This is a genomic window from Streptomyces sp. R302, assembly GCF_012927245.1.
GTDB lineage: Bacteria > Actinomycetota > Actinomycetes > Streptomycetales > Streptomycetaceae > Streptomyces.
Map to the genome: position 1 here is coordinate 247,288 of NZ_JABBGE010000001.1, position 14,010 is coordinate 261,297.

The 14,010-nt window shown below is 75.0% G+C and carries 10 protein-coding genes; 7 read left to right on the forward strand and 3 right to left on the reverse strand.

Annotated elements, in window-relative coordinates:
* The first annotated feature begins 20 nt into the window (after positions 1 to 20).
* The gene (gene mmsA / locus HHL19_RS01095; protein ID WP_169084600.1) at positions 21 to 1,523 is read left to right on the forward strand and encodes a CoA-acylating methylmalonate-semialdehyde dehydrogenase; all 1,503 of its coding nucleotides are present in this window, start codon (positions 21 to 23) and stop codon (positions 1,521 to 1,523) included.
* 119 nt (positions 1,524 to 1,642) lie between these two features.
* Here mmsA and HHL19_RS01100 read toward each other — a convergent pair whose 3' ends face one another.
* Entirely contained in the window at positions 1,643 to 1,819 is a 177-nt protein-coding gene (locus HHL19_RS01100; protein ID WP_169084602.1) for a hypothetical protein, read from the reverse strand.
* Positions 1,820 to 2,037: 218 nt separating this feature from the next.
* On the opposite strand from HHL19_RS01100, the gene HHL19_RS01105 reads away from it, so the two are divergent.
* Positions 2,038 to 4,680 (forward strand): alpha/beta fold hydrolase, encoded by a 2,643-nt coding sequence (locus tag HHL19_RS01105; protein ID WP_169084604.1) that lies wholly within the window; start codon positions 2,038 to 2,040, stop codon positions 4,678 to 4,680.
* Positions 4,677 to 5,582 carry an ABC transporter permease gene (locus tag HHL19_RS01110; protein WP_169084606.1) on the forward strand — a complete coding sequence of 302 codons (906 nt, stop codon included), beginning with the start codon at positions 4,677 to 4,679 and terminating at the stop codon, positions 5,580 to 5,582. The genes HHL19_RS01105 and HHL19_RS01110 overlap by 4 nt, the downstream gene beginning before the upstream one ends.
* A 31-nt stretch (positions 5,583 to 5,613) precedes the next feature.
* On the opposite strand, the gene HHL19_RS01115 is transcribed toward HHL19_RS01110, so the two are convergent.
* Positions 5,614 to 6,330 carry a DNA-binding response regulator gene (locus HHL19_RS01115; RefSeq protein WP_169084608.1) on the reverse strand — a complete coding sequence of 239 codons (717 nt, stop codon included), beginning with the start codon at positions 6,328 to 6,330 and terminating at the stop codon, positions 5,614 to 5,616.
* 267 nt (positions 6,331 to 6,597) lie between these two features.
* Between HHL19_RS01115 and HHL19_RS01120 the strand changes: the two genes are divergently transcribed.
* The 4 genes from HHL19_RS01120 (at position 6,598) to HHL19_RS01135 (ending at position 12,529) form a co-directional block, all read left to right on the forward strand.
* Complete coding sequence (locus HHL19_RS01120) at positions 6,598 to 8,328, forward strand: von Willebrand factor type A domain-containing protein (RefSeq protein ID WP_169084610.1); 1,731 nt, start codon at positions 6,598 to 6,600, stop codon at positions 8,326 to 8,328.
* A gap of 155 nt (positions 8,329 to 8,483) precedes the next feature.
* Positions 8,484 to 8,951, forward strand: a complete 468-nt coding sequence (locus tag HHL19_RS01125; protein ID WP_169084612.1) for an anthrone oxygenase family protein — start codon at positions 8,484 to 8,486, stop codon at positions 8,949 to 8,951.
* 297 nt (positions 8,952 to 9,248) lie between these two features.
* Positions 9,249 to 10,328, forward strand: coding sequence for an AfsR/SARP family transcriptional regulator (locus HHL19_RS38005; RefSeq protein WP_346768221.1), 1,080 nt, complete (start codon positions 9,249 to 9,251; stop codon positions 10,326 to 10,328).
* Positions 10,329 to 10,486: 158 nt separating this feature from the next.
* Positions 10,487 to 12,529: a helix-turn-helix domain-containing protein gene (locus tag HHL19_RS01135; protein WP_169084614.1), complete on the forward strand. Its 2,043-nt coding sequence runs from the start codon at positions 10,487 to 10,489 to the stop codon at positions 12,527 to 12,529.
* 194 nt (positions 12,530 to 12,723) lie between these two features.
* On the opposite strand, the gene HHL19_RS01140 is transcribed toward HHL19_RS01135, so the two are convergent.
* Entirely contained in the window at positions 12,724 to 13,980 is a 1,257-nt protein-coding gene (locus HHL19_RS01140) for a transposase (RefSeq protein WP_169084616.1), read from the reverse strand.
* Positions 13,981 to 14,010: the final 30 nt, after the last annotated feature.

Sequence of the window (14,010 nt, forward strand, 5' to 3'; positions counted from 1 at the left end):
CTCTGAAGGAGTAACACGTCATGACGAAGAGCGTCCACCACTGGATCGGTGGCAAGACCGTCGAGGGCACGTCGGGCAACTGGGGCCCGGTGACCGACCCGGCCACCGGCGCCGTCACCACCCGGGTCGCCCTCGCCTCGGTGGAGGAGGTCGACGCGGCGGTCGCCGCCGCGAAGGACGCCTTCGCCACCTGGGGCACCTCCTCGCTGGCCCAGCGCACCACGATCCTCTTCAAGTTCCGCGCCCTGCTCGACGCCAACCGCGACGCCATCGCCGAGCTGATCGTCGCCGAGCACGGCAAGGTCCACTCCGACGCCCTCGGCGAGGTCGCCCGCGGCCTGGAGATCGTCGACCTGGCCTGCGGCATCACCACCCAGCTCAAGGGCGAGCTGTCCACCCAGGTCTCCAACCGGGTCGACGTCGCCTCGATCCGCCAGCCGGTCGGCGTCGTCGCCGGCATCACGCCCTTCAACTTCCCGGCCATGGTGCCGATGTGGATGTTCCCGATCGCCATCGCGACCGGCAACACCTTCGTCCTCAAGCCGAGCGAGAAGGACCCCTCCGCCTCCCTCAAGATCGCCGAGCTGCTCGCCGAGGCCGGCCTCCCGGACGGCGTCTTCAACGTCCTGCACGGCGACAAGGTGGCCGTCGACCGCCTCCTGGAGCACCCGGACGTCGCCGCGGTCTCCTTCGTCGGCTCCACCCCGATCGCCCGCCACATCCACACCACGGCCTCCGCCAACGGCAAGCGCGTCCAGGCGCTCGGCGGCGCCAAGAACCACATGCTGGTCCTCCCGGACGCCGACCTCGACGCCGCCGCCGACGCCGCCGTCTCCGCCGCGTACGGCTCCGCCGGCGAGCGCTGCATGGCGATCTCCGCGGTCGTCGCCGTCGGCGCCGTCGGCGACGAGCTCGTCGAGAAGATCCGCGAGCGCGCCGAGAAGATCAAGATCGGCCCCGGCACCGACCCGACCTCCGAGATGGGCCCGCTCATCACGGCCGTCCACCGCGACAAGGTCGCCTCCTACGTGCACGGTGCCGAGGCCGAGGGCTGCCAGGTCGTCCTCGACGGCACCGGCTACACGGTCGAGGGCTACGAGGACGGCCACTGGATCGGCCTCTCCCTCCTCGACCACGTGCCGACCACCGCCAAGGCCTACCAGGACGAGATCTTCGGCCCGGTCCTCTGCGTGCTGCGCGCCGAGACGTACGAGGAGGGCCTCGCCCTCATCAACGCCTCGCCGTTCGGCAACGGCACCGCGATCTTCACCCGCGACGGCGGCGCCGCCCGCCGCTTCCAGCTGGAGGTCGAGGCCGGCATGGTCGGCGTCAACGTGCCGATCCCGGTGCCGGTCGGCTACCACTCCTTCGGCGGCTGGAAGGACTCGCTCTTCGGCGACCACCACATCTACGGCAACGACGGCGTGCACTTCTACACCCGCGGCAAGGTCGTCACCACCCGCTGGCCCGACCCGGCCGACGCCCCCGCCGGCGTCGACCTCGGCTTCCCGCGCAACCACTGACCCGACGGGTCGTACGACGGCCCCCGGGCGCGCACACCGCGCCCGGGGGCCGTCGCCCATGCGGCCGGGCGGGCACCCCCGAAGGGGAGCCCGCCCGGAGCGGTCGACCGGACCGCGGGTCAGCCCACGTGCCAGCAGGTGGCGTCGAAGTCCGACACGTGGACACTGCCCGCCGTGGCGTCGACGGCGCTGAACCAGCAGCCGTGCACGTCACCGGCGTGGGCCGCCGCGGGGGAGGCGGCGATGAAGCCGACAGCGAGCAGACCGGCCAGAGCGATCGAGATGCGCCGAAGCATGTTCTCTCCTTCGAGTGGGGGCGTTCGCCACGACTCTTCGGCACCTCCCGGCCCACCGCACGCCGGGAGACGCGATCGGGTGGGTCTCCGCTGCCGGACGCCTCCCCGGACGTACCGCGCCCGCTGTACAAGGTCGCACCGCGTACGCCTCCAGGAGGCCGCCGATCTCCGCCCCGGGGCGCCGTCCGCGCACAGCCGGCCCGCATACGCTCGGGGCCATGCGACTCCGACTTCCCCGGTGGGCCGCGGTCACCGCCGTCCTCGCCGTCCTCGCGGGCGCCGGCACCTGGACCGCCGCCGCCCTGGACGAACCCCCGCCCGTCCAGCGCGAGGACCGGGCCCTCACCCTCGACGGGGTGCGGATCGACACCTCGTACTTCACCGGCTCCGGCTCCGGCCGCCGCCCCGCCGTGCTGCTCGCGCACGGCTTCGGCGGCTCCAAGGACGACGTCCGGGCCCAGGCCGAACGGCTCGCCCGCGACGGGTACGCCGTCCTCACCTGGTCCGCGCGCGGCTTCGGCGCCTCCGGCGGGAAGATCGGCCTCAACGACCCCGCGCACGAGGTCGCGGACGTGCGGGGACTCGTCGACTGGCTCGCCGCCCGCCCCGAGGTCCTGCTCGACAAGGCGGGCGACCCGCGCGTCGGCGTCACCGGAGCCTCCTACGGCGGCGCGATCTCCCTCCTCGCCGCCGGGCACGACCCCCGCGTCGACGCCCTCGCCCCCCAGATCACCTACTGGAACCTCGCCGACGCCCTCTTCCCCGGCGGCGTCTACAAGAAGCTGTGGTCCGGGATCCTCTTCTCGATGGGCGCCGACACCCGGGGCGACGCCTGCGGCCGCTTCGCCCCCGAGATCTGCGCCCTGAAGGAACGCGTCGCCGTCTCCGGCCGGCCCGACGCCGAGGCCCGCGCCCTCCTGGAGGCCCGCAGCCCCTCCGCCGTCGGCGACCGGATCAAGGTCCCCACCCTCATCGTCCAGGGCCAGACCGACTCCCTCTTCACCCTCGACCAGTCCGACGCCATGGCCCGCGCCCTCGCCGCCAACGGCGCCCCCGTCGCCGTCGACTGGGCCGCCGGCGGCCACGACGGCGGCGACCGCGAGACCGGGCGCGTCGAGGACCGGATCGGCGCCTGGTTCGACCGCTGGCTGAAGAAGGACGCCTCCGTCGACACCGGCCCCGCCTTCCGCGTCAGCCGCACCGGCGGCGTCGACTCCACCGACGGCCGCGCCACCCTCCGCGCCGCCACCGCCGACCACTACCCGGGCCTGCGCGAAGGCACCCGTGAACTCGCCCTCACCGGCCCGGCCCAGCGCTTCGCCAACCCGGCCGGCGGCGCCCCGCCCGCAGTCTCCGCCGTGCCCGGCCTCGGCGGCGGCCTCGGCGGACTCTCCTCCTCCCTCGGCGTCGGCCTCGCCCTCGACTTCCCCGGCCAGCACGCCCGCTTCGACACGGCCCCGGTGACCGGGCCGCTGCGGATCACCGGCACCCCGACCGCCCGGGTCCGGGTCACCTCCACGGCCCCCGACGGCTCCGCCGTCCTCTTCGCCAAGGTGTACGACGTCGGGCCCGACGGGCGCCGGCAGGTGCTGCCCGCCCAGCTCGTCGCCCCGCTCCGCGTCGAGGACGCCGGAAAGGGCCGCTCCGTCACCCTCACCCTGCCCGCGATCGACCACGAGGTGGAGGCCGGCCACCGGCTCCGCCTGGTCGTCTCGGCCACCGACCTCGGCTACGCCTCCCCGGTCGCCACCGCCGGCTACACCGTCGCCGCCGAGGGCCCGCTCACCGTGCCCACCGCGCCGGCGGTCACCACCCAGGCCGCCGGGCTGCCCTGGTGGGTGTGGGGCCTGCCGCTCGCCGGCCTGGCCGTCGCCGCCGTCCTCCTCCTGACCGCCCGCCGCCGCACCGCCGGCCCGGCGCCGGACCCCGGCCTGGCCGCCGTACCCCTCCGGATCACCGGCCTGTCGAAGAAGTACAAGGGCGGCGACCGGTACTCCGTCCGCGACCTCTCCTTCCAGGTCGAACAGGGCCAGGTCCTCGGCCTGCTCGGCCCCAACGGCGCGGGCAAGACCACCACCCTGCGCATGCTCATGGGCCTGATCACCCCCGACGAGGGCGAGATCCGCGTCTTCGGCCAGGCCATCAGGCCCGGCGCCCCGGTCCTCTCCCGGGTCGGCTCCTTCGTCGAGGGCGCCGGCTTCCTGCCGCACCTCACCGGCCGGGAGAACCTGGAGCTGTACTGGAAGGCCACCGGCCGCCCCGCCGGGGACGCCCACCTCGACGAGGCCCTCCGCATCGCCGACCTCGGCGGCGCCCTCGAACGGGCCGTCCGCACCTACTCGCAGGGCATGCGGCAGCGCCTCGCCATCGCCCAGGCCATGCTCGGCCTGCCCGACCTCCTCATCCTCGACGAACCCACCAACGGCCTCGACCCGCCGCAGATCCGCGAGATGCGGGAGGTGATGATCCGGTACGCGGCGGGCGGCCGCACCGTCATCGTCTCCAGCCACCTCCTCGCGGAGGTCGAGCAGTCCTGCACCCATCTCGTCGTCATGGACCGCGGACAGCTGGTGCAGGCCGGCCCGGTCGCCGAGATCACCGGGGCGGGCGACACCCTCCTCGTCACCCTCGGCGAGCCGGTCGCCGACGCCCTCGTCGAGAAGGTCGCCGCCCTGCCCGGCGTCGGCACGGCGATCCGCACCGAAGGCGGCCTCCTCGTCGGCCTGTCCACGGCCGACGGCCCCGCCGACGCGACCGCGCTCATCGGCGAACTCGTCCGTCTGGACGTCCCGCTGACCGGGGTCGGCCCGCACCGACGCCTGGAGGACGCCTTCCTGACCCTGATCGGAGGATCCGCATGACCGCGACGGCCCCCGGCCCAGAGGCCCCCGAAGCCCCCGAAGCCCCCGAGGCTCCTGAGGCCCTCGCCCCCGGTTACCGTCCCGGGCGCACCCTGCCGCTCCGGGTCGAGGCCCTGCGCCAGTGGAAGCGCCGCCGCACCCTGGTGATGGCGGGGGTGCTCGCCGCCCTGCCGCTCGTCCTGATCGCGGCCTTCGCCATCGGCGGTCCCGACGCCGACGACCGGGGCGGCCGGATCACCCTCATCGACACGGCCACCGCCTCGGGCGCCAACTTCGCGGCGACCTGCCTCTTCGTCTCGGCCGGTTTCCTCCTCGTCATCCCCGTGGCGCTCTTCTGCGGCGACACCGTCGCCTCCGAGGCCGGCTGGTCCTCCCTCCGCTATCTGCTCGCCGCGCCCGTGCCGCGGTCCCGGCTGCTCGCCGCCAAGCTGGCGGTGGCACTCGGCTACAGCACCGCCGCGCTCTTCCTGCTGCCGCTGCTCGCCCTCGCCGTCGGCACGGTCGCCTACGGCTGGGGTCCGCTCCAGCTCCCCACCGGCGGCTCGCTCCCGGCGGGGGAGTCCGTCCTGCGGCTGCTGATCGCCACCTCCTTCGTCCTCGTCTCCCAACTGGTCACCGCGGGCCTTGCCTTCTGGCTCTCCACCCGCACCGACGCCCCGCTCGGCGCGGTCGGCGGAGCCGTCGGCCTGACCATCGTCGGCAACGTCCTGGACGCGGTCACGGCGCTCGGCGACTGGCGCGACTTCCTGCCGGCGCACTGGCAGTTCGCCTGGATCGACGCACTCCAGCCCCACCTGGAGTGGGGCGGCATGGCCCAGGGTGCGGCGATCTCCGTCACCTACGCCCTGGTCCTCTTCGCGCTCGCCTTCCGAGGCTTCGCCCGCAAGGACATCGTGTCCTAGGGCCCGACGGGCCGCACCGTCGTACCAGGTCTCACAACCACCCCCTCCGAGCCGCTTCCGCGCCCGCGCGGAAGCGGCTCGTCGTCCCCAGGGCGGCCATCAGCTCGCCCACCCGCCGGCTGTACGTCCGCGCCGACATGCCGAGCCGCGCCGCGGCCGCCTCGTCCGTCAGCCCCGAGACCAGCGCCTCCAGGACCGGCCGCAGCAGCTCCGGCGGCCCGCCCGCCTGCCGGGGCGGCGGCAGCCGGACCAGCTCCTCCGCCGCCGTCCAGCAGGCGTGATGGGCCCGCACCAGGGCCTGCACCACCACCGGGTCCCGGATCAGCAACAGGCCGTTGTACAGCAGCTCCAGATCGAGCGGGACCGCCGCCACCGTCCGGTCCACCACGATCAGTTTGAACGGGATCGCGTCGGCGAACCGCGCCCGCCCCGGTATCCGCGGCCCGTCCTCCAGCCGGGGCAGCGCGTGCCGGGGCACGATCCGCCGCACCTCCCCGGCCCGCTCCGCCGCCGCGCGCATGCACGCTCCCGCGAGCTCCAGGAACGGCTCGGGGATCGCACGCGACGCCGAGGCCACCGGGTCGTCGAAGGTCAGCAGCTCGTGCCGGGTCGAGGCCGCCAGCCCGGCGAGCGCCGCGCTGATGCGCCGCGCACCCCGGACCGGGCGCCCCGCCGGCCGCTGCCCCTCGGTCGCGGCCCGGTTCATCGCCGAACGGGCGAGCATCACGGAGCCCGCGCTCTCTGCCACCGCTGACCACCCCCGCCCGATCGATGTCCACTCCATGTACTCATGCGACTGCGCACGGTGACAACCCCTGTGGACAAACCTGGCGTCTCCATGCCACTGGCCCCCGTTCCGCGTTCCGTTGCCACATCGAGATCCATCCGCAACTCCTTCGCGGGGTCCGCCCGCGCCTCCCGTTCGTCACAGTCACAGAGGCCCGAAGCCCGACCCGCCCCGCCCGGCGGTGCCGGTCGCCCGGCGCAACTTCCGTACAGAAACGGGGAGTCGACCATGAAACGTCCGCACCGGAGAAGCACCGCCGGAAGCACCGCCGGAAGCACCGTCGGAAGCACCGTCGGAAGCACCGCCGGAAGTGTCGACGGAAGCACCGTCAGGAGCTCCGCCGGAAGCTCCGCCAGGCGCACCGTCAGGACCGCCGCCCTCGCCGGGGCGCTCGCCGCCGCGCTCCTCGCCGGCGGCTGCGCCGGCGAGGCGGGCGACTCGGCGCGCGAGTCCAGCGACCACCGGAAGGCCGCACCCGCGCTCCCCAACGGCGGCGGCACCGCCGCCCCGCCGGCCCCGGCCGACGGCCAGGCGGACAGGGGCGGCGACCAGCGCCCCTCGGGCGCGCCCGAGGGTGAGCAGCGGGCCCCGAGCCCCGACCCCGACTACCTCTCCACCTTCGCCCTCGACGTCGACACCGCCTCGTACGGCTATGCGCGCCGTTCGCTCGCCGAGGGCCGGCTGCCCGACCCCGCCACCGTCCGGCCCGAGGAGTTCGTCAACAGCTTCCGCCCCGACTACCCGCGCCCCGCCGACGACGGCTTCAGCGTCACCGTCGACGGCGCCGCCACCGGCGAGGAGGGCTGGTCGCTCGTCCGGGTCGGCCTCGCCACCCGGGGCGCCGACCGGGCCGGCGAACGCCCGCCCGCCGCCCTCACCTTCGTCGTCGACGTCTCCGGCTCGATGAACGAGCCGGGCCGGCTCGACCTCGCCCAGCACGCCCTGCGGCTGGCCGCCGACGAGCTCCGCGACGACGACTCCCTCGCCCTGGTCGCCTTCAGCGACGAGGCGGAGACCCTGCTGCCGATGACCCGCCTCGGCGACGCCCGCGGCCGGGTCCGCGAGGCCGTCGACTCCCTCGCCGTCCGCTCCTCCACCAACCTGGAGGCCGGCCTGCGCACCGGCTACGACGTGGCCGCCGAGGGGCACCGCAAGGGCGCCACCAACCGGGTGGTGCTGCTCTCCGACGCCCTCGCCAACACCGGGGAGACCGCGGCCGACGCCCTCCTCGGCCGCATCGACGAGCAGCGCCGGGAGAAGGGCATCACCCTCTTCGGGGTGGGGGTCGGCAGCGACTACGGCGACGAGCTGATGGAACGGCTCGCCGACAAGGGCGACGGCCAGACCACGTACGTCTCCACCCAGGAGCAGGCGCGGAAGGTCTTCGTCGACCAGCTGCCCGCCCAGGTCGAGCTGCGCGCCCGGGACGCCAAGGCGCAGGTCGCCTTCGACCGGGGGACCGTGGAGCGCTTCCGGCTGATCGGCTACGAGAACCGCGAGGTCGCCGACGAGGACTTCCGGAACGACCGGGTCGACGGCGGCGAGGTCGGCGCCGGGCACACGGTCACCGCCCTGTACGTGGTGAAGACCAGGCCCGGCGCGAGCGGCCGGATCGCCACCGCCACCGTCCGCTGGCTCGACCCCGACTCCCGCTCCCCGCAGGAGCGTTCGGGCACGGTCGAGGCGGGCGCGCTGCGCGCCGGGCTCTGGCAGGGGGGTCACGACAGTCTGCAACTCTCGGCGATCTCCGCCTATTTCGCGGAGGAGCTGCGCGGCGGCGGCCGGCTGCCGGGCGCCCCGCGCCTCGGCGAGCTCGCCGGGTACGCCGACGCCATCCGGGGGCGCTCCGGTTCCGCGGTGGTCGGCGAGCTGGCCGAGGCGGTGCGCCAGGCCGACCGGCTGATGGGTGAACGCCCCTCCCAGGAGGGCGAGTTCCGCTCCGGAGACCCGTACGCCTGAGCCGTACGCCCGAGCCGTACGCCCCATGGGTCCGGCCCCTGCCACGCGCGCGTGGCAGGGGCCGGAGTCGTATGCGCGGCGAGGCCGGAGCCGTACCCGCGGAAGCCGCCCGAGGGGAACGGGCGGCTCCGCCGCGGGCGCGGCATCATGAGCCCATGGCCACCCTGCTGCTCGCCCTCGCCGTCGGAAGCACCGGCCTCTACGCCGGGTTCCTCCTCGTCTTCCTCACCGGGATCATGCCCGCCCTGGGCCGCCTCACGGACGCCGCGTTCGTCACCGCCATGCGCCGTGTGAACGAGGCGGTGCCCAGGGCCGTCTTCCTGACCGTCTTCGCCGCCGTCGCGGTCCTCCCGGTCGCCGCCTACCTGGTGCCGGTGGAGGGGCGGACCGAGGCGCAGCGCTGGCTGGTCCTCACGGGCTTCGTCTGCGCGGTCCTCAACCACCTGGTCACCGTCGTCGGGAACGTCCCGCTCAACAACGCGCTCGCCGCGGCCGAGGGGCCCGGCGAGGACCCGTCGGCGAGCCGCGCCGCCTTCGAGGGGCGCTGGAACGGCTACCACCGGATCCGTACGGCCCTGATCCTCGTCTCCTTCGGTCTGCTCACCGCCGCGGCGGTCGGCTGAAACAGACCGTCGGGTCGGGATGCCGTCCCGGATGGCGCGATCTCATCGAAGATCACCCTCCCGGCATCCGCAGGGTCCCTGCTAAACCAAACCCCCGAGTCCGAAACATGCTGCTGGCACGCATCGACTTTCGGCCCCTGGCGTGAACACGACGTCCTTATTCCCCACCAAACCGGGCGAAGGTCTCCCAATTCAGGGACCTGGATTTCATACCTTCCGGTTTCTTATTGACATGACCAGGGGGGTCTTTTTTTAATCAACCTCAGGATCCGCTTGCGCAGACACCGAGGGGGCATAGTGGACATCCACATCCTGGGGGGACTGTCGGTCCGCGAGGGCGGGGTACCGATCACTCCGACAGCGGCCGCTCCACGCCAGATCCTCGCCCTGCTCACCGCCTTCGCCGGCCAGGTCGTGCCCGTCACCGTCCTCACCGAGGAGCTGTGGCCGTCCGGCGCCCCGCGCGGCGCCCGCACCGAGATCGCCACCCACATCGCGGAGCTCCGCGCGCTCATCGCCCGCGCCCTCCACGAGTCCGCGGAGGACACCGGCGCGGCCGGCTGGACCGAGCGGCGCACCGCCGACGCCGTCCTCGTCTCGCTCCCCGGCGGCTACCGCCTCGACACCGGCGTCGGCGTCCACGACATCGGCCAGTTCGAGCGCGCGGCCGGCGCCGGCTACCGCGCCATGGACGCCGGCGACCTGGCCCGCGCCTCGCTGCGGCTCGGCGAGGCCCTCGCCCTCTGGCACGGCGAGCCCTACGCGGGCGTGGCCGCGGGCCCCTGCCTCCGCCGCGAGATAGAGCGCCTGGAGTCCGCCCGCCTCAGCGTCCTCGACCAGTGGGTGGAGGCCCAGCTCGGCCTCGGCCGGCACGAGGCGATCCTCTCCGAACTCCCCGGTCTCGCCGCCCGCTACGCCACCAACGAACCGCTCCACGCCCACCTCATGGTCGCCCTGCTCCGCTGCGGCCGCCACGAGGAGGCCCTCGCCGTCTACGAGCGGCTGCGCACGGTCCTCCACCGGGAGACCGGCATGGAGCCCTCCGCCCGCCTCCGCCGGCTGCAGCACTCCGCCCTCGCCGTCCGCCACACGCGCGCGCCCGCCGCGACCGGCACCCGCACCGCGCTCAACGGCACCTCCGAGGGGCTCTTCGGGTACGCCGTCGTGCCCGCGCCCGCGCGTACCGCCGCCACTGCCGCCGCCACGTCCTCCGCCGCCACGTCCTCCGCCGTCACGTCCTCCGCCGTCACGTCCTCCGCCGCCGCCGAGGAGACGCCCGCCGTCACCTGGTACGGCCCCGCCGTGCCGCGCGTCCCCGGCCAGCCCAAGCCCGTCCGCGCCGGCACCGTCACCACGGGCGTCGCCATGGCTGTCTGACGCGCCGTCGGTTCCGCCTCCGGAGGGGACGGCGGAGCCCCGGGAATGAAGTGCCGCACGTCACCGTTGACCCGCTTCCGGGACCGAATTAGTTTCGGCCGCGAGGACGGGTTTTCTCCGAGGTGCCCGATTTAGGTTCGACGACGGGGGTGGGGGAGATGGACAAGCGGGGCGCGGACCAGAGCGCGGGCGCCGACGCGCTGCTCGCCGTCCTGGAACTGCTCGCCGGACAGGGCGCGCCCGACCGGTTCGAGGCCCTCGTCGACGAGGCCCGCCTCGCCGGACTCGACGGCGCCGGACTCGGCCGCCTGGAGCGGGCCGTCGCCCTCGCCCGCTCCCTCCACGACGAACGCGCCACCGACCGGGCCCGCGCCGCCCGCAGCGGCGCCTCCCTCGCCGTCCTCACCGACACCGCCCGCGATCTGACACTCAGCTACGACCTGGACGGCCTGCTCCGCATCGTCACCCGCCGCGCCCGCCGGCTCCTCGGCCTCGACATGGCGTACGTGACCCTCCGCGGCCCCCAGGGCGCCTGCTACATCCGCGTCACCGAAGGCTCCCGCACCGGCGGGGACACCGGCGAGACCACCGGACCCGGCCTCAGCGTCGGCCTGCGCATCGGCGCGGGGAACTGCCTCGGCGGCGTCGTCCAGCGCACCGGCGAACCCATCTGGACCCCCGACTACCCCGCCGACGAGCGGTTCACCAGCGGCGAGGCCCCCGACCCGGCCGCCGCCCTCGACGACGCCGAGGTCGTCGACCCCGGCGACGAGGCCGTCCGCGCCGAAGGCCTCCGCGCCATCCTCGCCGTGCCGCTGCGCAGCGGGGACTCCGTCATCGGCGCCCTCTTCGGCGCCGACCGCCGCGTCCGCGAGCACACCCCGCAGGAGATCGCCCTCCTCGGCGCCCTCGCCGCCCTCGCCGTCGAGAAGGCCGGACTCCTCGACCGCACCCGCGCCGAACTCCTCGAACTGGAACGGGACAGCGCGCGCGTGCGCACCAGCCTCGCCCGGATGCGGCACGTCTCCGAGGCCCACGGCCGGATCATGAACCTGGTCCTCGCCGGCGGCGACCTCCCGCACGTCGCCAAGGCAGCGGGCGACGCCCTCGACGCCACCGTGATGGTCCGCGACCCCGGCGGCCGGCGCCTCGCCGCCTGCGGCGACTTCCCCGGACTCGACGAGGAGGCCGTCGCCAAGGCCTCCCTCGACGCCCACGCGCTGCGCCGTCCCGTCCTCGCCGCCGACTCCGTCTGGGTCGCCCCCGTCATCGCCGGCTCCGAGGACCTCGGCGGCCTGGTCGTCCGCGTCGAGGGCGGCCTCACCGACGAGGACGAACGACTCCTCGAACTCGTCGCCCAGTCCGTCGCCCTGCTCCTCCTGATGCAGCGCTCCACCGCCGTCGCCGAGGGCCCCGTCCGCGACGAACTCCTCGACGACCTCATCGCCGACCCGCCGCACGCCCCGCAGCAGAGCGCCAGGCGCGCCCGGCGACTCGGCGTGGACCTGCGCAAACCTCACGTCCTCGTGGTCGCCCGCCCCGAGGGCGGCGAGCAGGGCCGGGCCGTGGTCTGGGCGTCCTCGTACGCGTACCGGCTCTCCGGGCTCAAGACCGTGCAGGGCGGCTGTGTCGTCCTGCTGCTCCCCGGAGTGGACGCCTCCGCCGCCGCCTCCGCCGTCTCCGAGGAGCTCACCCCGCTCCTCGGCCACCCCGTCTCCGTCGCCGCCGCCGGACCCGGCGGCAGCCCCGACGCGGTCGGCCCGCTGTACGCGGAGGCGCTGCGCTGCCTGGACGCGATGAGCGCCCTCGGCGGTACGGGCTCCGCCGCGGCCGTCTCCGACCTCGGCTTCCTCGGGATGCTGCTCTCCGACGACCACGACGTCGACGGCTTCGTGGAGAACGCGATCGGGCCCGTCCTCGACTACGACGCCGAGCGGCTCACCGACCTCACCCGCACCCTGGAGGCGTACTTCGCCTCCGGCGGCAGTCCCACCAACGCGGCCGAGGCCCTGCACGTCCACCCCAACACCGTCTCCCGGCGTCTGGAGCGCATCGGCGAACTCCTCGGCCCCGCCTGGCAGAAGCCCGGCCAGGTCCTGGAGGTCCAGCTCGCCCTGCGCCTGCAGCGCACCCGCGAGGTGCTGGGCCGCCGCAGAGCCGCCACGTCCCCGGCACGCCTCCCGGCGGGCCCGCTCGACTGACCGCGTCCCGACCGACCGCGTCCCGACCGGCCACGGCTCCACCGACCACGGACCCCGCACCGCACCCGCCACGCGCGCGTGGGCGCCCGCCCGCGCCGTGCGGACGGGCACCCTTCGGCCCCGGTGGCCCGTTGGGGCGGGCTCGGGCGGACGGCCGGACGGGACCGTCCGGCCGCAAGAGGTCCCGGAGCGGGTCAGCCGGCGCGGCGCGGGGCGTCGCACGCCGTGTCCCACGTCGAGCCGAGCACCGTCGCCGTGTGCGCGGCCGAGGCCAGCGTGATGTGCCGGTGCCAGCCGCGGTACGAACGGCCCACGAAGTCCCGCAGCCCCGCCGCCTCGCCGACCGCGGCGAAGTCCCGCTCCACCCGGTGCGCCAGCTTCGTCAGCCGCAGCAGCGAACCGACCGTCGCCTGCGTCAGGTCGCTGATCCACACCCGGGCCGGGCCCCGGCGCGGGTCGTCCCACTCGCCGAGCAGCATCAGCGGCCGCATCCGCTCCCCGCCGGGGGAGGGCAGCGCGACCCGGACGGCCGTCGCGAGGGAGGTCCGCGAGGTCCGCGCGCCGCCCACCGTGTCCACCCAGCTCACCGGTCGCCGCAGTCCCTTCAGGGACTCCAGTATCTGCGCCGCCGGCAGCGGGCCCGCGCCGAAGCCCGGCAGCGAGCGGTCCGCGATCGCGAGCCGCGAACCGGCCCCGATCCGCGCCACCACCGGCACCCCGGCCGCGGCGAGCCGCGTCAGCGCCGCCCGCCCCGCGCCGCCCCGGATGTCGAGGAGCACCGGCTTGCGGGTGATGTCGGTCCAGTGCGCCGTCTCCAGGGCGGCGGAGACCGCGCACTCCTCAAGCGTCTCCTCGCCGGCCTCCTCGGGGACCTCCGCGCGGTCGCGCCGCGTCCGGTCCTTCACCCACGGATCCGGCAGGAACAGCCGCCAGTTGACCGGAGCGCTCAGCTCCTCCCCGGCGAACCACACGCCGAAGGCCTGCTGGCCCTGGAAGACCTGCCCGCGCTCCGGGTCGAACCGCCGGTCCACGCCCACCGAGTGCTCGCCGGCCTTCGGGATCGGCATCGGCCGCACCACCCACGCCTGCGGATGCCCGCCGCGCTCCAGGAACCGCCCGAGCGAGGCGCGCATCGGCTGCCAGTCCCAGGTGGAGCTGGAGATGAAGTGGTGCAGGCTCTGCTCGGCGGCGGGGCCGCCGATCTGCGCGGCGATGTTCCGGATCGACTTGCGGCCCTGCGCGGTGAGCAGTCCGTGCAGGTACTGCTCGGCCTTCAGCCGCTGGTCGCGGCGGGCGAAGCCGGAGAAGAGCGCGGTGGTCAGCTCGGTGTAGACGTCCGAGCCGGGACGCGGCGCGGCGGCCCGGGGAACGGCGCGGACCCGGGGACGCGGAACGGTCGACGGGACGGCCACGGCGGCCGTCCCGCGCTTGATTGCGACGGATGTACTCACGACACTCCTGCCCGTCCTGCCCGAGGGTTG

Excerpts from the sequence above, each read along its gene's own strand:
- HHL19_RS01110 (WP_169084606.1), top strand. The coding sequence starts at position 4,677 with ATGACCGCGACGGCCCCCGGCCCAGAGGCCCCCGAAGCCCCCGAAGCC.
- HHL19_RS01105 (WP_169084604.1), top strand. The coding sequence starts at position 2,038 with ATGCGACTCCGACTTCCCCGGTGGGCCGCGGTCACCGCCGTCCTCGCC.
- mmsA (WP_169084600.1), top strand. The coding sequence starts at position 21 with ATGACGAAGAGCGTCCACCACTGGATCGGTGGCAAGACCGTCGAGGGC.
- HHL19_RS01100 (WP_169084602.1), bottom strand. The coding sequence starts at position 1,819 with ATGCTTCGGCGCATCTCGATCGCTCTGGCCGGTCTGCTCGCTGTCGGC.
- HHL19_RS01120 (WP_169084610.1), top strand. The coding sequence starts at position 6,598 with ATGAAACGTCCGCACCGGAGAAGCACCGCCGGAAGCACCGCCGGAAGC.
- HHL19_RS01125 (WP_169084612.1), top strand. The coding sequence starts at position 8,484 with ATGGCCACCCTGCTGCTCGCCCTCGCCGTCGGAAGCACCGGCCTCTAC.
- HHL19_RS01135 (WP_169084614.1), top strand. The coding sequence starts at position 10,487 with ATGGACAAGCGGGGCGCGGACCAGAGCGCGGGCGCCGACGCGCTGCTC.